General features: G+C 66.0%; 20 protein-coding genes. 14 read left to right on the top strand and 6 right to left on the bottom strand.

What is annotated here, in order from left to right:
* Nucleotides 1-109: 109 nt before the first annotated feature.
* Nucleotides 110-427, top strand: coding sequence for a DUF5783 family protein (locus tag ACSBP4_RS01350; RefSeq protein WP_006648395.1), 318 nt, complete (start codon nt 110-112; stop codon nt 425-427).
* Nucleotides 428-499: 72 nt separating this feature from the next.
* Nucleotides 500-865, top strand: a complete 366-nt coding sequence (locus ACSBP4_RS01345) for a NifU family protein (RefSeq protein WP_006183026.1) — start codon at nt 500-502, stop codon at nt 863-865.
* 97 nt (nt 866-962) lie between these two features.
* Here ACSBP4_RS01345 and ACSBP4_RS01340 read toward each other — a convergent pair whose 3' ends face one another.
* Both ACSBP4_RS01340 and ACSBP4_RS01335 read right to left on the bottom strand, forming a co-directional pair.
* Nucleotides 963-1868 carry a ketopantoate reductase family protein gene (locus tag ACSBP4_RS01340; RefSeq protein ID WP_435551150.1) on the bottom strand — a complete coding sequence of 302 codons (906 nt, stop codon included), beginning with the start codon at nt 1866-1868 and terminating at the stop codon, nt 963-965.
* Nucleotides 1869-2041: 173 nt separating this feature from the next.
* The gene (locus ACSBP4_RS01335; protein WP_006183028.1) at nt 2042-2380 is read right to left on the bottom strand and encodes a DUF7130 family rubredoxin-like protein; all 339 of its coding nucleotides are present in this window, start codon (nt 2378-2380) and stop codon (nt 2042-2044) included.
* Nucleotides 2381-2732: 352 nt separating this feature from the next.
* Here ACSBP4_RS01335 and ACSBP4_RS01330 point away from each other — a divergent pair, with 352 nt between their 5' ends.
* Nucleotides 2733-3644: an alpha/beta fold hydrolase gene (locus ACSBP4_RS01330; RefSeq protein WP_435551149.1), complete on the top strand. Its 912-nt coding sequence runs from the start codon at nt 2733-2735 to the stop codon at nt 3642-3644.
* 231 nt (nt 3645-3875) lie between these two features.
* Here the strand turns inward: ACSBP4_RS01330 and ACSBP4_RS01325 are convergent, their stop codons facing one another.
* Together ACSBP4_RS01325 and ACSBP4_RS01320 are read right to left on the bottom strand one after the other, a co-directional pair.
* Nucleotides 3876-7517: a DNA polymerase II large subunit gene (locus tag ACSBP4_RS01325; protein WP_435551148.1), complete on the bottom strand. Its 3642-nt coding sequence runs from the start codon at nt 7515-7517 to the stop codon at nt 3876-3878.
* A gap of 1 nt (nt 7518) precedes the next feature.
* Nucleotides 7519-7938 (bottom strand): PPC domain-containing DNA-binding protein, encoded by a 420-nt coding sequence (locus tag ACSBP4_RS01320; protein WP_435551146.1) that lies wholly within the window; start codon nt 7936-7938, stop codon nt 7519-7521.
* Between the two features lie 291 nt (nt 7939-8229).
* Here ACSBP4_RS01320 and ACSBP4_RS01315 point away from each other — a divergent pair, with 291 nt between their 5' ends.
* The 6 genes from ACSBP4_RS01315 (at nt 8230) to ACSBP4_RS01290 (ending at nt 14719) form a co-directional block, all read left to right on the top strand.
* Nucleotides 8230-9807: an ABC transporter substrate-binding protein gene (locus ACSBP4_RS01315; protein WP_373632208.1), complete on the top strand. Its 1578-nt coding sequence runs from the start codon at nt 8230-8232 to the stop codon at nt 9805-9807.
* Nucleotides 9808-9903: 96 nt separating this feature from the next.
* Nucleotides 9904-10905, top strand: a complete 1002-nt coding sequence (locus ACSBP4_RS01310) for an ABC transporter permease (protein ID WP_006648401.1) — start codon at nt 9904-9906, stop codon at nt 10903-10905.
* Between the two features lie 2 nt (nt 10906-10907).
* The gene (locus tag ACSBP4_RS01305) at nt 10908-11936 is read left to right on the top strand and encodes an ABC transporter permease (RefSeq protein WP_006648402.1); all 1029 of its coding nucleotides are present in this window, start codon (nt 10908-10910) and stop codon (nt 11934-11936) included.
* Nucleotides 11937-11938: 2 nt separating this feature from the next.
* On the top strand, nt 11939-13099 hold the full coding sequence (locus tag ACSBP4_RS01300) for an ABC transporter ATP-binding protein (protein ID WP_006648403.1): 1161 nt from the start codon (nt 11939-11941) through the stop codon (nt 13097-13099).
* A complete protein-coding gene (locus tag ACSBP4_RS01295) occupies nt 13092-14411 on the top strand; it encodes an ABC transporter ATP-binding protein (protein WP_435551145.1) in 1320 nt (439 codons plus the stop codon). The genes ACSBP4_RS01300 and ACSBP4_RS01295 overlap by 8 nt, the downstream gene beginning before the upstream one ends.
* Before the next feature lie 152 nt (nt 14412-14563).
* Nucleotides 14564-14719, top strand: a complete 156-nt coding sequence (locus ACSBP4_RS01290) for a hypothetical protein (protein WP_162834892.1) — start codon at nt 14564-14566, stop codon at nt 14717-14719.
* A gap of 158 nt (nt 14720-14877) precedes the next feature.
* Here ACSBP4_RS01290 and ACSBP4_RS01285 read toward each other — a convergent pair whose 3' ends face one another.
* Nucleotides 14878-15399, bottom strand: a complete 522-nt coding sequence (locus ACSBP4_RS01285; RefSeq protein WP_435551144.1) for a hypothetical protein — start codon at nt 15397-15399, stop codon at nt 14878-14880.
* Nucleotides 15400-15577: 178 nt separating this feature from the next.
* Nucleotides 15578-15739 carry a DUF7556 family protein gene (locus ACSBP4_RS01280; RefSeq protein ID WP_162834891.1) on the bottom strand — a complete coding sequence of 54 codons (162 nt, stop codon included), beginning with the start codon at nt 15737-15739 and terminating at the stop codon, nt 15578-15580.
* A 129-nt stretch (nt 15740-15868) separates the two neighbouring features.
* On the opposite strand from ACSBP4_RS01280, the gene ACSBP4_RS01275 reads away from it, so the two are divergent.
* The 5 genes from ACSBP4_RS01275 (at nt 15869) to ACSBP4_RS01255 (ending at nt 21311) form a co-directional block, all read left to right on the top strand.
* Nucleotides 15869-16720 carry a CBS domain-containing protein gene (locus ACSBP4_RS01275; RefSeq protein WP_435551142.1) on the top strand — a complete coding sequence of 284 codons (852 nt, stop codon included), beginning with the start codon at nt 15869-15871 and terminating at the stop codon, nt 16718-16720.
* Nucleotides 16713-18473 (top strand): glycine--tRNA ligase, encoded by a 1761-nt coding sequence (glyS, locus tag ACSBP4_RS01270; protein WP_435551141.1) that lies wholly within the window; start codon nt 16713-16715, stop codon nt 18471-18473. Before ACSBP4_RS01275 ends, glyS begins: the two co-directional genes overlap by 8 nt.
* A gap of 166 nt (nt 18474-18639) precedes the next feature.
* A complete protein-coding gene (locus tag ACSBP4_RS01265; RefSeq protein ID WP_435551139.1) occupies nt 18640-19269 on the top strand; it encodes a hypothetical protein in 630 nt (209 codons plus the stop codon).
* A gap of 146 nt (nt 19270-19415) precedes the next feature.
* Nucleotides 19416-20000, top strand: coding sequence for a dolichol kinase-like protein (locus ACSBP4_RS01260; protein WP_006648411.1), 585 nt, complete (start codon nt 19416-19418; stop codon nt 19998-20000).
* A 99-nt stretch (nt 20001-20099) separates the two neighbouring features.
* On the top strand, nt 20100-21311 hold the full coding sequence (locus ACSBP4_RS01255; RefSeq protein WP_049965302.1) for an MFS transporter: 1212 nt from the start codon (nt 20100-20102) through the stop codon (nt 21309-21311).
* Nucleotides 21312-21419: the final 108 nt, after the last annotated feature.

Raw genomic sequence — 21419 nt, 5'->3', positions numbered from 1 at the left:
CGGGCACCTCTGTAGGCATCCCCTACCGCGGGTCGACGGTCGGTCGCGAGGAAGCCGGGCGAACGGGTCGATCGTCCGACTTTTGTCTCCGCTCGTCCTCGAGTCGGGTATGGCCGATTTCGACCCCGAGCAGTTCGAGGACAAGTACGCCAACTACTTCCCCGAACTCCAGCAGGCGTACAAGAACGCGTTCAACCGGATGAACGACAGCTACGACTCCGAACTGGTCCATGCGATCGACCAGCAGGTCCTGAACGAGAGCGAGCCCTTCTACGAGGGCGACGGCGAGTTCCGGGTCGAACTCCCGGACGACCCCTATGGCCGTCTCGACGGCGTCCTCGTCGAGGAAGAGCGCTTCGAGCAACTCCTCGAGAAACACGTCACGGAGATCGAAACGGAACTCCGACGCGTCTTCGAGTTCGAGTAACGTCGTCGGCGACGGTGGCAGACGAACATGGCGGACGGAAGGTTTAGGGGGGCTGATACCCAAGAGCGTTTCATGAGCACCGAGACCCAGAACGACGGGGACGACCTCGAGGAGCGCGTGACGAACTTCCTTCGCCGGAACTTCCCGCAGATCCAGATGCACGGCGGCAGCGCAGCGATTCAGGACATCGATCGCGAGAGCGGCGAAGTCAGCATCGCTCTCGGTGGCGCCTGCAGCGGTTGTGGGATCTCGCCGATGACGATCCAGGCGATCAAGAGCCGGATGGTCAAGGAGATTCCCGAAATCGAGAAAGTCAACGCCTCCACCGGCATGGACGGCGGCGAAGAGGAGATGGGCGGCATGAGTCCCTCCTTCCCCGGCGAAACCGTCGATGACGACGACGGCGAGGTCGACGAAGGCCCCGAAGCACCGTTCTAACGCCGCCGTAGTTTCGACGCGAGTTTTCCGCTATTTCCGCCCCGATAGCCGACGGTACGGGTCGCGGAACGTCCATTATTGATCCGAGCGAACGGCGCTATCGCAACCCGCGACCGCGTTCCCACGTCCGTATCAGCGCCGCCAGCGTCCGATTCGTCGGGACCGGGAGACCGTGGTCGGCCGCCCGGTCGACCACGTAGCCGTTGATCGCGTCGATCTCGGTGCGCCGACCGGCGCAAACGTCTTGGGCCATCGAGGACGTGTTCGCGGCCGTCGCTTCGGCGACGGCCTCCATGGCAGCCACCGCCTCGTCGCTCGAGAGCGACACGCCGCAGGCGCGGGCAACGCGGGCCGTCTCGCGGCTCGCCGCGCGCGAGAGATCGGCCGCCGGCGCGTCGAGGACGGCCCCGTTTTCGGTTTCGGTCAGGGCAGTAACGGCGTTGATCCCCGCGTTGACCGCGAGTTTCTCCCACAGACGGTGGGGCATATCCGTGGCGACGAGCGTCTCGATGCCCGCCGAGCGGAACCGCTCGCCGACGCGGTCGGCGAGTGAGGAGGGACCGCCCTCGCGAGCGCCCAGTACCACCTCGCCGACGCCGGTACACTCGACGACGCCCGGCTTCCGCAGGACGGCCCCGTAGGTCGCCGTCCCGGCGAGAACCGGGGCCTCGAGCCGGTCGGCGAGGATCGATTCGTTTCCCATCCCGTTTTGCAACGAGAGAACCGCATCGATGGCTCCCGTCGCGAGCCGGTCGGCCGCCGTTGCCGTATCGAAGGCCTTGACGGTCACCACGGCGAGGTCCGCCTCGAGCCCGGTGCCGTCGGTCGTCGCCGCCGGGAAGACGCGGTCAGGGCCGTCGACTGCCCCCTCGAGGGACAGCCCTGACTCGCGGACGGCGCGGGCGTGGTCCTCGCGAGCGACCAGCGTCACGTCGTGGTCGCGCGCGAGGAGGCCGCCGACGAGACTGCCGAGGCTGCCGGCTCCGAACACGACGATCTCCATGGCTCGAGGTCACACGGAGCGGTATAAACGGGTTTCGTCCGATGGGCGACTCGAACCGGCTGGACGAGTTCCCCGCCGACACCCGAAGACGTGAGCAATACCCTCCGTAAATCCTATGGTGCTATATTAAATCGCGGACTAGCCGGTGGAGAAACCCGGTCGACGCGGTCGAGTCAGTCCTCGGTCCAGTACATCAACTGCTCGCGCTCGGAGTCACAGTTCGGACACCGATCGGGCAGTCCGTCGTCGATTTCGCCCATCTCGCCACACTCCATGCAGCGCCACATCAGTTCGGCCTCGCCGAACTCGTGGCCCGAGCGGGCGTGTTCGACGCTCATCGCCTCCGCGCCCTCGCGGGTCGTGACGAAGACGCCGCTCTGCTCGAACCCCCGGATCCGCCCGATCTCGTTCCCGTCCTCGTCGTAGACCCGCTGGCCGAAGTTGAGTTTCTCTACCGCCTCGATTGCCTCCTGCTCACCTTCTTCCGCGGGCTTCTCACCGGTTTCGACCATGACCGGAGCCACACCGCCGATCGGAATAAAGACAGGGCGTGCATTGTGCGAGCGGCCGCTCACAGCCTCGAGACGGCGTGAATCGGCCACGAACGGAGCGATGGCTGCAGTCGATGCGTCAGCACCGCGACGAGATACGACTGTTAAGCCACACCGTGATAATAGAAAACAATATACACTCCCAGTACTGAACCCGTATCATGATAGTTCGTCTCACCCAGGGAGTACTCGCCGGCGTCCCACCAGACACGGCCACTGGTAGTGCGTGTCTCCCGTGGCCGATCGCGGCCGGCACGGGCAACCCGGTCGCTGAGATAGTCACGGGCCCTCGAAACGGGCACGTGATTCGATCATGAGCGGGACCGGCGTCGCCACGATCGACGGCTGTCGGGTCGCCTACCGACGCGCGGGAACGGACGGCCCGCCGGTCGTCCTCTGTCACGGCGCGGGGATCGACGACGCGACCGTCTCCTGGCAACACGCGATCGACGCACTGGCCGACGACTACCGCGTCTACGCGATCGACTGGCCCGAGTACGGCGACAGCACCGGCGACGTCACCCACACCGTCGACGGCTACATCGACGTTCTCGAGGGCTTTCTCGAGACGCTGCCGTTCGATCGAGTGACGCTTGCAGGCATCTCGATGGGCGGCGGCGTCGCCCTGGGCTATACGCTTGCGAACCCCGACCGCGTCGAGGGGCTGGCGCTGATCGACAGCTACGGGCTGGGTGACCGACTACCGAGCGCCCTCCAGTGGAAGGTCCTCTCGCGGTTCCCCGGCGCAACCGAGTTCGGGAAGATCGCGGCCAGCGCATCCACGCGGAGCGTCCGGCTGGTCCTCGATAGCCTCGTCGCGGACGCCGACGCCCTCCCCGCCCCCTTCGTCGCGGACGTCAGGGAAAAGCTGCAGGAACCGGGCTCGATACAGGCGTTCAAGCAGTTTCAGGACAACGAACTCTCGTTCAACGGCCGGGTCGCGACGAACTACGTCGACGACCTCGAGACCCTCTCCGTGCCGACGCTGCTCGTCCACGGCCGGCAGGACCCGCTGGTCCCCCTCGAGTGGTCACAACGGGCCGCCGGCCGGATCCCCGAGGCCGACCTCGAGATCATCGAGGACTGCGGCCACTGGACGCCTCGAGAGCGACCCGACCGGTTCAACGAGGTCCTCGAAGACTGGCTGCCGGACCCCCGTCACGCGCCGGAACCGCAGTACACCAAGGAAGGAATGCCCGGCGTGACGCGGGCCAGCGGCGATTGATCCCTACGACCAGTTTGCGTCCGGCCGAGAGAGCGGTTCGCCGCACCCGCGGCGAACCGTTCGACCCGGGGGAGGGCAGGCTGTTACCCGTTTTCGACCGCGAGCGAACGGAGTGAGCGAGCGGGCCGACGACTGATGTGAGCGACCACGGGAGCGAACGGAAAGAGGAGTGCTTTTATACTAAATTTTGCCGAGGGCCGCCGAAGGCGGCCCGCAGAGCAAAATTTAGGTTTACATGAAGTCTTCAATTCCGCTCTGCTTGTTCTTGTCGTTCTCGAAAATGCTCTCGAGCGATCGTTCCAGCACCTCTAACCGCTGTTTGGTGTAGGGCCGGCAGTCGTACTCGTCGGCGACCTGGATCGCGGTCTGCATGTACTTGTTGACCGAGCCCTTGTGGACGGTAAGGTTGACCCGACCGCCACACTCGCGGCAGTCGCCGGTCAGGGGCATCCGCCGGAACTTCTCGCCGCAGTCGAGACACCGCGTTTCCTGCCGGGAGAACGCCCGCAGGTTCCCGATCAGGTCCGGCAGGAAGTGGTACTCGATGACCCGCTCGGCGACGTCGGTCTCGTCGACCGCCGCGAGCTTGCGCGACAGCTCGAGCTGGGCGTCCATCTTGTCCATCATCGAACCCAGCGTCTTGTACGCCGAGAGGTCGGGCCCCATCGCGATGTCGGTGGTGTCGTGGGTGTGGTCGAAGCCGGTGTACTCGAGGTCGGTGCCGAGGTTCTTCTCGGCGATCTCGATGTCGACGTCCTCGGGATCGGCCTGCTCGCGGGTCGCGAGGTAGAACTCGCGGGGGTACTGCGAAACGACGTCCATGTTGTGGGCCTCGTCGTCGATCTCGGAGGGATCGATCCGGGAGGACATCACCAGCGGGGCGTCCATCTTCCCCCCGCGCTGGTCGGGCAGAAACGTCTTACTAAAGTTAAGCAACCCGTCAAGTAGCAGCATCACGCAGTCTTCGTCACCGTCGCAATTCCGGCGTTTCGCGGCGTGAAAGTACGGATGAGCGTATCCGACTGCCGCGCTCGTGAAACCAATCACCCTCCCGACAGTTGCTGCGCTCGTGTGGGGAGCCATCCCGAAGACGAGTTCGCCCACCAAGTCCTGACGGTCCTCGAACTCGTAGAAGGACTCGAGCCCGTAGTACTGCTCCAAGAGGTCGTCGATGAAGTCGGCCGTCTGGAGCATGTGTTCGGCCGCGCCGTCCGAGAGGACGATGTCCTGGACCTTGAGCTCGACCAGTTGGTCCTCGTGGGTCAGGGGTTCGCCGTGGATGTCCTCCTCGTAGCCCAGCGCCTGGAGCTGACCGACGTCGACGTCGAGTTCGCTGGCCCGGACCGAGGTCACGGGGAGGTCGGTCATGTCGTAGCGGACGGTGCCGTCCTTGAACGCCGAGACGTCGTGTTTGGCCCGCAGAATCCCCTTTTCGATAGGTTCGGGAACCTTGTTCTGCGAGGAGAGTCCCTTGACGCCTTTGAGGATCTCGAAGGCGTTCTCGCGTTCGCCGACCGATTCGAGGGCGCTGCGGAACTCGTCGTTGACGTCGATCTCGCGGGTCTCGACGCAGGAGCCCTCGCGTTCGCAGTGATCGCACTCGACGCGGCCGGCCTCGTCGGGCTCGAGCTGTTGGTCACAGTCGGGACAGCGGTAGTCCGGCGTGGTGCGTTCGTCGCAGTCGGGACAGCGGTTCTTGAACGTCTCCGTGCCACAGGAGTCACAGCGCTTGCGGCCGACCTCGAGTTCGACGACGCCGGGGGTATCCGACATCGTCTCGGCGTGTTTGGCGGCGTCGGCGACGTTTCGCTGCGTGCCGCCGGCCTCGCCGATCGGGAACAGCGTGTGGACCGCCGGGCTCAGATCGCGGCTCTCCGATTTCTCCGGCCGGCCCATTCGATTGCCGATCCGCGTGGGGGCGCGCTCGCGAACCCGGAACGGCGCGACTTCGTTGACAGCCTCGATGGCGTTGTCGCCCTCGGTCTCGTGGCCCCAGGTACGGGCGCGCTCGGAGAGGTCGCCGTCGGTCCAGGTGCGCTCGAGTTCGATCTCGGGACGCTGGTCGGGCTCGAGCGCCGCGCCGTCGGCGACGGCCTGCCGGGGCTCGCAGCCGACCGAGCGGACGAACGGCCGCCAGTCGTCGATCTCGATGCGGTCGTCGTCGGGGCGCTGGCGGTGTTCGATGACGATCGTCTCGAGGGCGTCGGCGACGCCGTCGTCGGACGCGAGGACGAGGATGCTGTCGTCCCCGTTCCCGTTGACGCTGCCGTCGCCGTCGCGCTCGATCCGACCCTCGGCGACCGCCGCCGCGAGGTCGCGAAAGGCATCGACGGAGATGTCGTGCCAGAGGTAGGTGTACTCGGGATGGAGGGGGGCGTCGTACTCCGTAGCCCACTCGAGGGCCTCCTCGGGGTCGGGGAACTCGAGGTCGATTCGGGGATCGTCCTCGAGGGCCTGGACGTCGGCACCGGCGGCCGCGAGGTCTTGGACCCACCACTCGTAGGTGTAGGAGGCGGGGGCCAGCGGGTGGTTGTTCTCGACGAACTCGCCGTAGTTAACCAGGTACTCGCCGAGGTCGAGGATCTTCTCGACGCCGTTTCTGATCTCGAGGGCGTCCTCGGGGTCGTCGATCCGGCGGACGTCGCCGTTTGCCAGTTTGACCGTCGGTCCCTCGATGGAGTCGACGGGGACGACGCCGGCGGCCTTCCCGGGCCGTTCGGTCTTGATCTGGGTGCCCGTCGCGAGGAAGTCGTCGACCAGATGCATCGCGGCGGGGTGGACGCCGGCGGTCGCGAAGCCGTGATTGCGCGCGCGACCGTAGCGCAGCCGGAAGCCACCCTCCGCGCAGGGATGGGAGAAGACCGGCCGGCCGGCGATCAGGTCCCGGAGGAACTTCTCGGAGGTGTCGACGCGGGGCGGTCCCTCGGGTTCGTCGGCGGTGTCGTCACTGTCCTCGCTCTCCTCGGCGGCCGTCTCGTCCGCGTCGTCGTCGCCGTCGGCCTCGTCGGCGGCGTCGTCCTCGTCGCCGTCGTCGGAGTAGTTGCCGTCGATTAAGTCCTGCAGCCACGGCCAGTCGATCTCGTCCAGGTTGCGGGTGTAGCGCTGGATCTTCGGGGCCTTCAGCGCGATCCCTTCCCCGAGGACGAGACACATCCCGCCGCGGGCACTGTTGGTGTCGACCCGTTCGAGGTCGCGAAAGCCCGAGACCTCCTCGTCGCCGGTGGCCTCCCCGTCCAACATGATCGGAAGGTGTTTCGCGATGAACTTGGCCTCCTTCGCCTTCGGGCAGTACTGGAGGCCGGTCTCCTTGTCGTAGAGGGCGATCTCCTCGGCGTAGCGTTCGATCTCCTCCTCTCGAGGGCCGTACTGATCGATACCGACGAGCGCGCGGGTGTAGTCGGCCACGAGGACGGACAGTGCCTGTGCGGTCCCGCCCGCCGAGCGGATGGGGCCGGCGTAGTAGACGTTGACGAACTCCGTCCCGTCGTCGTTCTCGAGGATTTCGACTTTGTCGATCCCCTCGATCGGTGCCGCGACGACGCCCTCGGTCAGCAGGGCGACCGCCGTGCGAACGGCCCCCTCGACCTTGCCGGCTTTCGTCTCGTAGTCGCCGACCCGTCCCTCGGCGAAGTCCTCGGCGAGTTCGAGCGCCGCTTCCTCGCGGCTCATCTTCCCCTCGAGTTCGCGGACGCGTTCGGCGACGCCGTCGATACCGAGGATGTTCTCGACGCGGTCGGCCATGTCCCGCGCGGTCGGGATCTCGACTTCGGGTTTCGGATCGCCGCCCCGTTCCTTGGCGCGTTCGGCCACGTCGAAGGCCGACTCGAGTTGGCCCTCGAGTCGCTCGAAGTACTGTTCGTCTTCTTCGCGCATGTCAGAGCCAGAGATCCAGTTCGGTGGGCTCGTCGTACTCGCGTTCGAGGGACTCCTCGAAGACGCGCAGGTGGACCTCGCCGGCCCAGACGGTCGCCTCGTTCAAGTGGCCCGCGTAGGTCCGACCCTCGTCGTCGGAGAGGACGGCGTGAGTATGTGCGAACCGCTCCTCGTCGAGCCACGAGACGTTGCCGACGCAGCTGGCGACCTCGAGCGGCTCGTCGAACTCGATTGGGGAGTACTCGCAGGTGTCCTGATCGTAGAACCAGAGTTCGGCGTCTTGGACCGCGCCGAGCGCGGTGAACCAGCCGGCCTCGGCCTCGACCGCGTCCGCCAGCGACTCGATCTCGGCCCGCCAGTCGGCACCCGTCTCGAGTCGGGCGACGTACTCTTCGGTGGTCTCGACGGCGCGATAGTTCATACACGTGTTCTGTGTCCGGCTGAAGAAAAATACCACGGGTCCGTCGGCGTTGGCCGCGCCGACCGTCGATAGCGGCCGTTCACTCCACAAGCGTGACCCCGCGTCGTGGCCCGACTCGTGACGGCGACGGCCCCGACTTCGCGAACCGACATCGATGCACAGGTGGGTTCATCGCTGGCCGAATCGTCTCACTGATGGAACCGGTAGTAGACGTATTCTCCGTTAGTAAGAGCTGATTGCACGCCGTACTCGGTCGATACCAAAATGGGTTGGGTGATAACTCTCCACAGGATGGTGCTGGACTACCCAACGCGACGACGGCTACTCGCCTCGGGCGCTGCCGTCTCCGCGGCGGCGCTTGCGGGTTGTATCGGTGGGGGCGGCTCCGGAGACGGCGATCGGTTCCACTTCACACAGGAACAATCGCGCGAGGAGCAGTTCGATCCGGTCGTCTCGAACGACGCGTACAGCTTTCAGGTCATTCAGCTCGTCTTCGACGGGCTCTACGAGTACGACGAGGGCCTCGAGTTACAGCCGAAACTCGCGGCCGGCGAGCCGACGGTCGAGCGCGACGGCACGCGCTACATCTTCGAGCTGGTGGAAGGGGCGACGTTCCACAACGGCGACGAGGTGACCGCCGGGGACGTCGCCCACTCCTTTACCGCACCCGTCGAAGAGGAGACGGAGAACGCCTCCGAGTACGACATGATCGAGAGTACGGAGGTCATCGACGACTACCAGCTCCAGGTCGACCTCGGCGAGGAGCCCTACGGCCCGTTCGAACTCGCGACCATGGGCGTGACGGTCGTTCCGGAGAGCGTCCGGACCGAAGACCGCGAGGCGTTCAACACGGACCCGGTCGGCTCCGGCCCGTTCGAGTTCGCCGACCTGCAAGAAAACGAATACGTCGACTTAGAGCGAAACGACGACTACTGGGGCGACCTCGAGCCGAATTTAGAGGAGGTTCGGTTCGTCGCCCACGGTGATCCCGCCGGTCGCGTCTCCGACATCAGGGCGGGCAACACCGACGTCATCGCGGGCATTCCAAACGACGACTGGGACGTCCTCGAGAACGAAGACGGCGTGACCCTCCACTCGGCCGAGAGCCCGACGTTCATGTACATGGCCTTCAACTGCAACGAGGGGCCGACGACCACCCCCGAGGTGCGACAGGCCATCGCCCACTCGTTCTCGATGCAGGACTTCATCGAGTCGAACGCGGGCAACGTGAGTTCGCCGATGTACAGCCCGATCCCGCCGGTCGTCAACGAGGTCTGGGAATTCCCCGAAGAGGAGTATCAGGAGATGCTGCCGGAGTACGATCCGGATCAGGCCCAGTCGCTGCTCGATGAACACGCGCCCGACGACTTCACCCCGACGATCATTACGCCGGAGGGGATCCGTGCCCAGTTGGCCGAGCGGATCGCGACCCGACTGGACGAGATCGGGTACGGCGCGGACGTACAGGTACTGGATTTCGCGACGCTGGTCGATACCTACACCAGCGGGAACGCCGACGACTACCAGATGTACCTGCTCGGCTGGACCGGCGGTCCCGACCCCGATTACTACCTCTACCCGCTGTTCCACGAGAGCCAGGCGGGAACCAATCAGGGCCACTACTACGGGGGTAGCGACGGGTTCCACGAGGCGATCGCCGAGGGGCGTAACTCGGCAGGTCAGGAGAACCGCTACGACATCTACGAACCCGTCATCCGGGAAATCGTCGAGCAATTACCCGTCTTACCGGCGTTTACGCAGGACAACACGATGGCGTCCCGCGACTACGTCGAGGACCTCCAGGCGCATCCGGAGGTGACGAGGAATCCGACCCTCGTCGCGGAGTACACGAACGTCTCGATGGAGTGAACTGACGAACGGCGATCCCGTCGCGGTCGGCGGGCCGTCGACTCCCCTCGACCGCGTCGCATCGTCCGACGACCAACGCGATCGACTCGCTGAGCAATGAAGCTACTCAAGTACACGGTATACAGGCTGGCACAGGCGGTCCCGGTCCTGATCGGGATCTCCGTCATCACGTTCCTGCTGGCGAACCTGGGACCGGGCGATCCGGTTAGCCTCATGCTTCAGGGCCAGGAACACAGCGAAGAACTGGTCAGGGCGATCGAACGGCGGTACGGGCTCGACAGGCCGTTACACGAACGCTACCTGACGTACATGGCGGGGCTGCTACAGGGAGACCTCGGACAGAGCATCTACTACGAGCGGCCGGTCACCGACCTGATACTGGACCGGCTCGGCCCGACGCTGTTGCTGGTCGTCTCGGCGTACGTGTTCGCGCTGGCGACCGCGATCCCGCTCGGCGTCGTGGCCGCCGACCGACGCAACGAACCGACCGACCACGTCTCCCGCATCGCCGCGCTCGTCGGCGTCAGCACCCCCTCGTTCTGGATCGGGATCGTCCTGATCCTCGTCTTCGCCGTCAAGCTCGGCTGGCTCCCCTCGAGCGGGCTCTACTACCCGTGGCGACCGCCGAGCGCCTATCGGGGAATCGATGGCCACCTCGAGCTGTACTATCAGTCGGCCAGACACCTGCTGTTGCCGATGATCGCACTGGGGACCTTGCAGATGGCGACGATCATGCGTGTCGAGCGGACCCAGATGATCGAGTCGTTGCAAGGCGAGTACGTCAAGCTGGCCCGTGCCTACGGCGTGCCCGAGCGGACAGTCCTGCGAAAGCACGCGTTCCAGGTCGCCCAGTTACCGATCATCACGATCGTCGGACTCAACCTATCGACGGCGATCGGCGGTGCGGTGTTGGTCGAGACGGTGTTCAACATCAACGGAATGGGACAGCTGTTCGTCGGCGCGATCCAGCGAAACGACTACCAGCTCGTGATGGGCGTGACGATGATGCTCGGCGTCCTGTTCGTCGTCGGCGTCATCATCACCGACATCTCGTACGCGTACGTCGATCCGCGAGTCACCTACGGTGAGCGAGAATAAGCATGGCAGTCAGTGAATCACAGTTCGAAGACAATCGAGAGACGGAAAGCGAAGACGACATCGAGGCCCGCGTCGGCTGGCGCTACACGGCCGCACGGATCAAAGCGGACACGACGGCCCGCTGGGGACTGTACGTCGTCACGGTCGTCCTGTTCGTCGCGATCTACGCCGCGATCGACAGCAACCTCTCCCTGCTCACGTTCGGCGTCCTGTCGGACTATACGTTCGCGCGGCTGTTGCCGATCTTCGATCACCCGACCTACATCCCGTCGCCGGGGGAGGGAACCCAACACATGCCGCCGTACTTTCCGCTGGCCGAGCAGCCGTGGAACCCGCTGCCGGCCGGCGGCACGCTCGAGCATCCGCTGGGGACCGACCACACCGGCCGGGACTACTTTACGCGGATCGTCTACGGGACGCAGGTGTCGGTGTTCGTCGGGATCGTCTCGACGTTCATCGGACTCACCGGCGGGACGGTCGTCGGTGCCGTCGCCGGCTACTACGGCGGCCGGGTCGACGACGTCCTCATGCGGATCGTCGAGACGGTGTACGCGATCCCCCCGCTGATCCTCATCATCGTCTTCACGGTCTTCGTCGGCGGCGCGAACATCTGGTACGCCGTCCTCGGCGTCGGGATCGCGTTCGTCCCCGTCTTCGCCCGCATCATCCGGAGTCGCGTGCTGAGCGTCCGCGAGATGGACTACATCGAAGCGGCGCGGGCGGCCGGCGTCAGGGATCGGGAGATCATCCTGCGTCACGTCGTTCCCAACAGCTTCGCGCCGGTGCTGGTCTACGCGACGCTCCAGATCGGCGTGACGATCCTCATCGTCGCCGGGCTCTCCTTCCTTGGCTACGGCGCACAGCCGCCGACGCCAGACTGGGGGCAGATGCTCAACATCGCCCACGGCTACATGCACTCGAACGTCTGGCTCTCGATCTGGCCGGGTATCGCGATCATGATCACCATTATGGGCTTTAACCTGTTCGGCGACGGCCTGCAGGACGCCCTCGACCCCCGAATCGACGACTGACAATGAGTTCCGAACCACTACTCCGCGTCGAGAACCTGAAGACCCAGTTCTTCACCGAAGCAGGCACAGTACGCGCCGTCGACGGCATCTCCTTCGAGGTCCGTGAGGGCGAAATCGTCGGCCTCGTCGGCGAGAGCGGCGCCGGGAAGTCGGTCGCCTCGATGAGCATCATGGGACTCGTCGAGGCCCCCGGCGAGATCGTCGGCGGCGAGATCACCTACAAGGGCGAGACGATCTTCGGCCTCGAGGAGGGCCCCGACGGCGAGTTGCGAAAGCGAGACGACGCCCTCTCCGACGAGGAGATTCGGACCCGCATCCGGGGCAACGAGATCGCGGTGATCTTCCAGGACCCGATGGAGTCGCTCAACCCCGTGTTCACTGTCGGCGGCCAACTGCGGGAGTTCATCGAACTCAACCGCGGCCTCGAGGCCGACGAGGCTCGCGCAGAAGCGATCGACATGCTCCGCGAGGTCGGCATTCCGGACCCCGAGGAGCGCTACGAGGAGTACCCCCACCAGTTCTCCGGCGGGATGCGCCAGCGCGTGCTGATCGCGATGGCGCTGGCCTGCGAACCCAGTCTGATCATCGCCGACGAGCCGACGACGGCACTGGACGTCACCGTCGAGGGCCAGATCCTCGAGTTGGTCGACGAGCTACAGTCGAAATACGGCACGAGCTTCGTCTGGGTCACCCACGACCTGGGTGTGGTCGCCGAGATCTGTGACCGGGTCAACGTGATGTACCTCGGCGAGATCGTCGAGCAAGCACCGGTCGACGAGCTGTTCTACGAGACGAAACACCCCTACACCGACGCCCTGCTGGACTCGATCCCCCGACCCGACCGCACCGTCACGGAACTCGAGGCGATCGAGGGGGTGATGCCCGAGGCGATCGAGCCGCCGTCGGGCTGTCGGTTCCACCCGCGCTGTCCCGACGCGCGCGAGGTGTGCAAGCGCGTCCATCCCGAGACGAGGGTGGTCGCGGACGCCGACGGTGAGCCCCACCGGGCGGCCTGCGTGAAACACGACGCCTTCGATGTCGACTACGAGGGCAGTCCGCCGCTTGCGGGCGCGACGAGGGAAACCGGAGACGGGGTGGCCGAGGGCACTGCGTCGGAACTCGCGCCGAACCCGGCCGACGACGGGGGTGAGGGTCGTGAGTAGCGGGCTCCGGTTGGACGAGGACCGCGAGTACGACAGCGAGGGGCCGCTGCTCGAACTGGACGGCGTCTCGAAACACTTCGGGCAGGAGTCCGGACTGTTCGCGGGCCTGCAGTTCGACGCGAGCGAGTTCCCGCCGTTCAGCGTCGAGCAAGAGCGGGTGCGAGCGGTCGACGACGTCTCGCTCGAGGTTCGACCCGGCGAGACGCTGGGACTGGTCGGGGAGTCCGGCTGTGGCAAGAGTACGCTCGGGCGGACGATCCTGCGCCTGCTCGAGCCGACCGAGGGAGACATCTACTTCAAAGGGGAGAACCTGGCCGACCTCGGTGGTGAGGAACTCCGGCAGACGCGCTCGGACATGCAGATGATCTTCCAGGATCCCCAGTCATCGCTCGATCCGCGGATGAAGGTCGGGCAAATCATCGAGGAGCCGATGCGGGCCCACGACATGTTAGACGACGAGAAGCGGGAGGCCCGCGCGAAGGAACTGCTCGAGAAGGTGGGGCTCGACCCACGCCACTACAACCGCTATCCCCATGCCTTCTCCGGCGGGCAGCGCCAGCGGATCAACCTCGCACGGGCGCTGTCGGTCGATCCCGACTTCGTGGTCTGTGACGAACCCGTCTCCGCGCTGGACGTCTCGATTCAGGCGCAGGTGCTGAACACGATGGAGAAACTGCAGCGGGAGTTCGGTCTCACGTACCTCTTTATCGCCCACGACCTCTCGGTCATCCGCCATATCTCCGACCGCGTGGCGGTGATGTATCTGGGCCACATCATCGAGTTGGCGGGGAAAGAGGAACTGTTCGAGAACCCACAGCATCCCTACACCCGCGCCCTGCTCGAGTCGATTCCCGTCCCGGATCCCCGCGAGAACGGCTCCCGGGGCGTCCTCGAGGGCGAGGTCCCGAGCCCGGTCGATCCGCCCTCGGGGTGTCGGTTCCGGACGCGGTGTCCGCGCCTGATCGCCCCCGACGCGTACGACTGGACCGGCGAGGAGTGGCCACGGACGCGGGCGTTCATGCGAGCGGTCAAACGGCGGACGTTCGAACCGATGCCGGCGGCGCGGATCGAAGCCGAGTTCTTCGACGGAACGCTGCCCCGTGGCGAGGCGGGCTCGATCGTCGCGGAGGCGATCGAGCTGGTCGCCACCGACGGCGAGGCGGACGGCGACGAAGCCGACCGCTGGGCGGCGGCGACCGACCTGTTGCTCGAGTCCTTCGCCGAAGAGAGTGTCTGTGCCCGCGAACGGCCGGCCTACGAACTCGAGTCCGGCGACGGAGAGCGGTTCGCCGCCTGTCACCTCCACCGATAACGGAGACGTGGCCCCGAGACGACCGCGACCGCCGGCGCGCCGATAGCACCGAAGCTGTGAGAATCATTCACTAATAGTGCCGGCGACGATCATCCAACACGGTCGATCATCGCAATAATACTTATGAGTGGGCCGCCACTATTTACTCATACATGAGTAAGATGCTCGCCATCCTGGCAACGCACACGAAAACCGGCGCGAAGGTACAGCGAACGATCGAACACTCGCCCTCGTTCACGGGCGTCCAGACGACCGACGACGGCCGGCCGGCGACGCAGGTCTCGCCCGGCGGGTTCCTCACCGGCTAAGCCGAAGGAGTTGACTGAGCATGCACCGCTCGAGTCGCCCCGACGACGGGGCCGAACCGATACCGGCGAGTCACGGACGACACGCGGTTTTTCCGATCGGGAGCGACGCGCCGTCGTTCCCGATCGATATCCTCCTCTCGTAGCCACGCCTCGGCCAGTCAGTTGATCGTAATCGTCGTCGCGTCGGCCGGCCGAGTCGTCCCCGCAGCGGTCGCGACGAACGCCCGGATCTCGTACTCGCCGGCGTCGGGGACGACCGACTCGTGGCGGTCGCCGTCGGTCCGCTCGAGGCGGCCGTTCCAGATCACCGACGCGCGCTTTCGTTCGCCGGCGCGGAAGTCGAACGTAGCGGGTCGGTCCGGTGTGTACCGGCGTTCGTCGGTGGCCTCGAGGTGGCCGTCGATCGTCCAGCCCCAGCGGCGCTGGCGGGGCGTCCGGAGTTCGACGGGGACCGGGAGCCGGTTTTCGAAGTCGACGGTGATCTCGACCGGGTCGTCACGCGCGTAGACCTCGCGGTCGGTCGCGACGGAGACGGCGATCGAGCGGCGGGCGAGCGCCGCCGGGACGAACCGCGAGAGGGCCGTGACGACGGAGGGACGAGAGCGCGCGCGCTCGAGGCCGAACTCGTCGCCGTCGCTCGGGTCGGGTTCCGCGTCGCGTCGCGGCCGAGAGCGTCTCATGGCCGTAGCGACCACCCGAATCCACTAAACGGTATGGCCGCTCGAGACGTGCTGAAAACGGCGAGAACGTCGACATCGCAGCAACCGTCCGATCGGGGCCATCTCGCGTCGGAACGCGGACAACGGAAAACAGCGCAGTCGCGACCGGACGCGACAATCGATCCCATCCCACCCCCAGTTATCGCCAGGCCGGAAGCGCAAGCGCGTCATCGGCCCGCATGGACAGCCAGGCACCGTCGGCCGAGATGTCCGCGATGACGTACTCATCGCTCGTGGCCGTCGAATCGATCGAACCGACGATCGTCTCGTCGGACGCCATGGCGTGGGGGTTCGTCGCCATGTGAGTGAGTGACAACCACTCACATATAAACGCATCGAATCGGACTGTCCAGCCAAATGACCGGTCGCCGATCGAACGTCGGTCCGTGAAACACTGGGTTTATACTCATTTTCGCCGTACCGACGGGATATGAACGTAGCCGACGCGATGACGCCCCGTGAAGACGTGGTTACCGCCGACCTGCCCGGGACCCGCTCGGACGTCCTCGAGTACCTGCAAGAGCAATCGTTCTCGTCGGTCCCGGTCGTCAAACCGACCGACAACGGGCCGGAGTACCGCGGTCTGATCTCCCGAGAGCGACTCATCGAGGAGCCCGACGAGGACCAGCTCGTCATGTTGATGGAGGAGGTACCGACGACGACCGCCGAAACCGGGCTCGCGGACGTCGCGCGGACGATGGTCGAGGAAGGCGCGCGCCGCGTGCCGGTCGTCGACGGCGAGTTCGAGGGGATCGTTACCGTGACCGACGTGATCCACGCGATCGCGGCCGGCGATCAGGCGACCGAGGGCACCGTCGACGCCTACGCCAGCCAGGACGTGAACACGACCTACGAGGGAACGCCCCTGCCCGTCGCCGAGCGGGAACTCTCTTACGCCAACGTCCCCTACACCGTCGCGCTGGACGACGAGGGACGAATGAGCGGCGTGTTGACTGAGGTCGACATCCTCGAGGTCGCCCGGATCGTCGAGGGCGAGGAGGAGACGGGCGACAACTTCGGCGATCAGGACGACGACTGGTCGTGGGAGGGGATCAAGGCCGTCGGGAGCCGCTATCTCCCGACGCGGGACATCGAGATTCCCGCGGGCCCGATCCGGGAGTTCATGAGCGACGACGTGGTGACGGTCGCGACGGACACGGCGGTCCAGGAGGCCGCACAGCGGATGATCAGCAACGACATCGAACAGATCCCGCTGATCACGGGCGAGGACCTCGTCGGCATCGCCCGCGACGTCGATCTGTTGGAGGCGCTCTATGAGTGACGACGAGACGGCCGTGACGAGCGAGAAACTGGTCGAACTCGCCAAGCGGCGGGGCTACTTCTTCCAGTCGTCGGGCGCCTACGGCGGCGTCGGCGGCTTCTACACCTTCGGGCCGCAGGGCGCGGCCCTGAAGGGCAACGTCGAGGACGCCTGGCGCGACCGCTTCGCCGTCGCGGAGGGCAACATGGAGATCGACGCGCCCACCATCATGCCCGAACCCGTCTTCGAGGCCTCCGGCCATCTGGACGGCTTCGACGACATGCTCGTCGAATGCCCCGACTGCGGCGAGAGCCACCGCGCGGACCACGTCGTCGAGGACGAAACCGAGTACGAGGACGCCGAGAGCCTCCCGATCCCGGAGGTCGAGGAGGTCATCGCCGAGTACGAACTCGTCTGTCCCGCCTGCGGGGCGGGACTCGCGGGCCAGGCCGTCGAGACCTTCAACCTCATGTTCGCGACGAACATCGGTCCCGGCGACTCGGACCCGGGCTACATGCGTCCCGAGACCGCACAGGGCATCTTCGTCGAGTTCCCGCGGCTCAAGGAGTACGCGCGCAACCAACTGCCGTTCGGCGTCACCCAGATCGGCCGCGCCTACCGCAACGAGATCAGCCCCCGGCGCTCGATCATCCGGACCCGGGAGTTCACGCAGGCCGAACTCGAGTACTTCATCGACCCCGAGACCGACGAGCCCGACCTCGAGAGCGTCGCCGACGTCGAGGTCACGCTCTACCCGGCCAGCGAGCAGAACGAGGAGGGCGGCGAGGAGATCGAGACGACGATCGGCGCGGCGGTCGAGGAGGGGATCGTCTCGAGCCCGTGGGTCGCGTACTTCCTCGGGGTCGCCAAGCCGTGGTACGAGGCGGTCGGCGTCGACATGGACCGGTTCCGATTCCGCCAGCATCTCTCGGGTGAGCGGGCCCACTACGCCAGCGACTGCTGGGACGCCGAGAGCGAGGTCGACGGCAACTGGATCGAGATGGCCGGCTTCGCCTACCGCGGCGACTACGACCTCTCGAAACACGGCGAACACTCGGACGACCGCTTCACGATCTTCAAGCAGTACGACGAGCCCAAAACGGTCGAGCGCGCGACCGTCGACCCCGACATGAGCTACCTCGGCCCCGAGTTCGGCGGCGCGGCTGGCGACGTGGTCGACGAACTCGAGGACCTCGCCGCCCGCGACCGCTCGGCCTTCGAGGGTGACAGCGTCGAGATCGACCTCGAGGGCGAGACCCACGAGATCCCCGTCGAAAAGACCGGCTTCGCGGTCGAGGAACAGACCGAGGCCGGCGAACACATCACGCCCCACGTCGTCGAACCCTCCTTCGGCGTGGACCGGCTGGTCTATACCGTTCTCCACCACGCCTACCGCGAGGACGAAGTCGACGGCGAGGAGCGGACCTACCTCGAACTCGAGCCAGAGGTCGCACCCACCTTCGTCGGTGTCTTCCCGCTGCAAAGCGACGACGCACTCGAGACAGAAGCGAACGAGATCGTCGACGACCTGCGCGCGGCCGGCCTCTCGGTCACGTACGACGACTCGGGGAACATCGGCCGTCGCTACCGCCGGCAGGACGAGGTCGGCACGCCGTTTTGTGTGACCGTCGACTTCGAGACCGTTGAGGACGAGGAGACGACCGTCACCGTCCGCGAACGCGACACGACCGAGCAGAAGCGACTCCCGGTGGACGATCTCGCCGAGACGCTGGCGGCGATCCGTGCCGGCGAATTGGCGTTCGACGAGCTGTAAGCGACCGTTTCGCGGTTGGAGACGGGACTGGCCGGAGAGGACGCGCCCGTGGACGGCGACTGCCCCGCGAATCGGCGGCCAACGCCGCCGAGCGCAGGTGAGTCGTCGCTCGTGTCCGGGAACGTCCGCCACAAATTTTATTCTTTACAAATTACGTGATTGATGTGTGTCCTTACAAGAGACGAATACGGAGCCACGGTCGTCTAGCCAGCCAATAACGGAAGGTATCCGTCCGATCGGCGGGATAATCTATGGCATCCTATCATTCATCACAGTATTCATAATTACGACTGGCTATTTCACCTACCGGATCTTCGATGCGGCCGAAACGGAGCCCGATCTCGAGGAGGTGTTCCCGGTGCCGGAGTTCGTCGGGTACCCGTTCTACAACGCACACCGGGTGAACACGCCGATCGAGTTCAACGCGGGCGGTGGCCTCGGCTCGCAGACGGTCGCCGACGGCTACTTCGACCTGTTCAACCAGCTCACTGCCGTCGGTGCGCCCGAGTTCAATCCGCTGGTGTTCAACGCGATTCCGGCCGCGATTCTGTTTCTCACGGGATACGTGATCGCTGGACGGGCGGGATCCTCGCTGTCGGCCGAGAGCAGTGCCGCCGCCGGGGCGAGCGTCGCCGTCGGCTATCTCCCGTTGTTCGTTCTCGGTACGTTCGTCCTCTCCGTCGAGGATCCGGAGATCGTCGCGGGGCCGGAACTCGGGCTCGGACTCCTCTTTTTCGGCGCGTTGTTCACCGTCGGGTTCGGCGGACTCGGCGGCTACGTCCGCGGGAACCGCTGACGGCGATCGACGGCACCCGCCGAGTCATCTCGTGGACCCGGCCCTCGATTCGAGACGGGGCCCGTCCCGCGAGCCATTATATACTATATAGGTGTCCGGAGAACTAACCGACGGACTGAAGGTCACCTCTCCCGAGGCACGACGTGATGGCCGACGAACTGAAGCGCCGCCTGGTTCACGCCAGCGGTTCGGGACTGGTCGCCCTCTGGCTGCTGGCCGACGCCCTCGATGCCGGGCTGACCTGGACCGGCTTCCGGCTCCTCATGGTCGTGCTGGCGACCGGCGCACTCGTCCTCGAGTTCCTCCGACTTCGGATCGGACTCGACTGGCGGCTCTACGACGTTCTCACCCGCGAGTACGAACAGGACAACCCCGCCGCCTACGCGCTCTATCTGATCAGTATGGCGGCGGTCGTGGTCGTCTTCGAACCCGACATCGCGCTGCCCGCAATGTTGATGCTCGCACTGGGGGACCCGATCAGCGGCGCGGTCTCGGACAACACCCTCAAGCGAGTCAAGCCGCCGAAGGTACTCGGGACGATGTTTCTCGTCTCGACGCTCATCGCGATCCCGTTCCTGCCGATCACCGCGGCGCTGATCGCCGCGGTGGGCGCGACACTGGCCGACGGCGTCACCCTCGAGGTCCGGACCTACATCGTCGACGACAACCTGACGATCCCGATCTACGCGGCCTGTCTAGCGTGGGCGGCCCTCGAGTTCGCGCCGCTGTAGCGGCCTCGAGGGCAGCGCCGCAGGACCGTGGTTCCGATACCGGCAAACGCACACCGTTCTGGGTCCCTCAAGGCGATCGACAGCGAAAGAGGGGCAACAGTGTCGCTGTCAAGCGCGCGGACGAAGCTGTCGAACGTGGGGTCGTTCCTGACGGACGGCCGCGGCGAGATTCTGGTTGCCGTCGCCGCCGGCTGGTTCCTCTCGATCGGCGTTCGACTCGCCTACCCCGTCTTGCTGCCCTACCTCCGGCGGGCCTACGGCCTCGATCTGACGACGGCCGGCTTCCTGCTGACCGCTCTCTGGCTCTGTTACGCACTGGGCCAACTTCCCGGCGGACTGCTCGCCGACCGGTTCGGCGAGGGGAACGTCCTCGTCGCGAGTACGCTCGTCTCGGCGGTGACCCTCGGCGTCGTCGCCGTCGCCGGCTCCGCGCCGGTCGTCTACCTCGCGACCGGAGCCTTCGGCTTCGGGACCGCACTGTACGGCGTCGCCCGCTTCACGACGCTGTCGGACGTCTACCCCGACAACGACGGCACGGCGATCGGCGTCACGATGGCGGCCGGCCAGGCCGGCAACACCCTCCTGCCGCTTGCCGCCGGCGGGATCGCCTCGGCCTTCGCCTGGCAGTACGGCTTCGGCCTCGTCGTCCCCGCCTTCGCGCTCGTCGCCGTCGGCCTCCGGCTGGTCGTGCCGGCCCACACCTCCGGCGCGGACAGCGCCGTCGACAGCGTCTCGCTCGAGACGGTCCGATACGTCCTTTCGGAGCTGCGCCGGCCCGAGATCGTCACCGTGACCGCGATCCAGATCCTGACCTACTGCGTCTGGCAGGCCTTTACCGGGTTTTACCCCACCTATCTGATCGAGATCAAGGGGTTCTCGGAGAGCGTCGCGACCGGGCTCTTCAGCGCCTTCTTCGCGGCCGGAATCGTGGTTCAGCCGCTGACCGGCCGGCTGTACGACCGGTTCGGCATCCGGAAATCGCTACCGCCGGTGCTGGGTGTCGTCGTGGTCTCGCTCGTCGCGCTCCCCGTCCTCGAGGGGTTCTGGCCGATCGTCGTCGGGACGGTCTTCCTCTCGAGCATCCTCGGCTACGGGACGATCACCCTGCCGTACATGACCTCGGCGTTTCCCTCGGACATGCAGGGGACCGGGCTGGGGTTCCTGCGGACCGTCTACATGACGATCGGGGCGATCAGCCCGGTCGCGTTCGGCGCGCTCGCCGACCGGAATTACTTCGACGAGGCGTACCTCGCCCTGGCCGGACTGGTCGTCGTCGCGATCGGGTTGACGTGGTGGCTGCCCGAGCAGTAGGCCGGTCATCGGGATCGTCGGACCGTCCATCGGCCCAGTCGGTCCGGTCCTCGAAAACCGGCCGCGAGTCCGTCGGCAGCGTCGGCCGTCGTCGGGACGAAAGCGCGG

Origin of the sequence: Natrinema sp. CGMCC1.2065, from assembly GCF_051225675.1 — an archaeon.
GTDB classification, from domain to species: Archaea; Halobacteriota; Halobacteria; order Halobacteriales; family Natrialbaceae; genus Natrinema; species Natrinema thermotolerans.
This window is presented reverse-complemented; position numbering and strand designations above follow the sequence as displayed.

Bases quoted from the DNA above. Each gene is read 5' to 3' on its own strand.
- ACSBP4_RS01350 (WP_006648395.1), top strand. From the start codon at position 110: ATGGCCGATTTCGACCCCGAGCAGTTCGAGGACAAGTACGCCAACTAC.
- ACSBP4_RS01345 (WP_006183026.1), top strand. From the start codon at position 500: ATGAGCACCGAGACCCAGAACGACGGGGACGACCTCGAGGAGCGCGTG.
- ACSBP4_RS01340 (WP_435551150.1), bottom strand. From the start codon at position 1,868: ATGGAGATCGTCGTGTTCGGAGCCGGCAGCCTCGGCAGTCTCGTCGGC.
- ACSBP4_RS01335 (WP_006183028.1), bottom strand. From the start codon at position 2,380: ATGGTCGAAACCGGTGAGAAGCCCGCGGAAGAAGGTGAGCAGGAGGCA.
- ACSBP4_RS01330 (WP_435551149.1), top strand. From the start codon at position 2,733: ATGAGCGGGACCGGCGTCGCCACGATCGACGGCTGTCGGGTCGCCTAC.
- ACSBP4_RS01325 (WP_435551148.1), bottom strand. From the start codon at position 7,517: ATGCGCGAAGAAGACGAACAGTACTTCGAGCGACTCGAGGGCCAACTC.
- ACSBP4_RS01320 (WP_435551146.1), bottom strand. From the start codon at position 7,938: ATGAACTATCGCGCCGTCGAGACCACCGAAGAGTACGTCGCCCGACTC.
- ACSBP4_RS01315 (WP_373632208.1), top strand. From the start codon at position 8,230: ATGGTGCTGGACTACCCAACGCGACGACGGCTACTCGCCTCGGGCGCT.
- ACSBP4_RS01310 (WP_006648401.1), top strand. From the start codon at position 9,904: ATGAAGCTACTCAAGTACACGGTATACAGGCTGGCACAGGCGGTCCCG.
- ACSBP4_RS01305 (WP_006648402.1), top strand. From the start codon at position 10,908: ATGGCAGTCAGTGAATCACAGTTCGAAGACAATCGAGAGACGGAAAGC.
- ACSBP4_RS01300 (WP_006648403.1), top strand. From the start codon at position 11,939: ATGAGTTCCGAACCACTACTCCGCGTCGAGAACCTGAAGACCCAGTTC.
- ACSBP4_RS01290 (WP_162834892.1), top strand. From the start codon at position 14,564: ATGAGTAAGATGCTCGCCATCCTGGCAACGCACACGAAAACCGGCGCG.
- ACSBP4_RS01285 (WP_435551144.1), bottom strand. From the start codon at position 15,399: ATGAGACGCTCTCGGCCGCGACGCGACGCGGAACCCGACCCGAGCGAC.
- ACSBP4_RS01280 (WP_162834891.1), bottom strand. From the start codon at position 15,739: ATGGCGACGAACCCCCACGCCATGGCGTCCGACGAGACGATCGTCGGT.
- ACSBP4_RS01275 (WP_435551142.1), top strand. From the start codon at position 15,869: ATGAACGTAGCCGACGCGATGACGCCCCGTGAAGACGTGGTTACCGCC.
- glyS (WP_435551141.1), top strand. From the start codon at position 16,713: ATGAGTGACGACGAGACGGCCGTGACGAGCGAGAAACTGGTCGAACTC.
- ACSBP4_RS01260 (WP_006648411.1), top strand. From the start codon at position 19,416: ATGGCCGACGAACTGAAGCGCCGCCTGGTTCACGCCAGCGGTTCGGGA.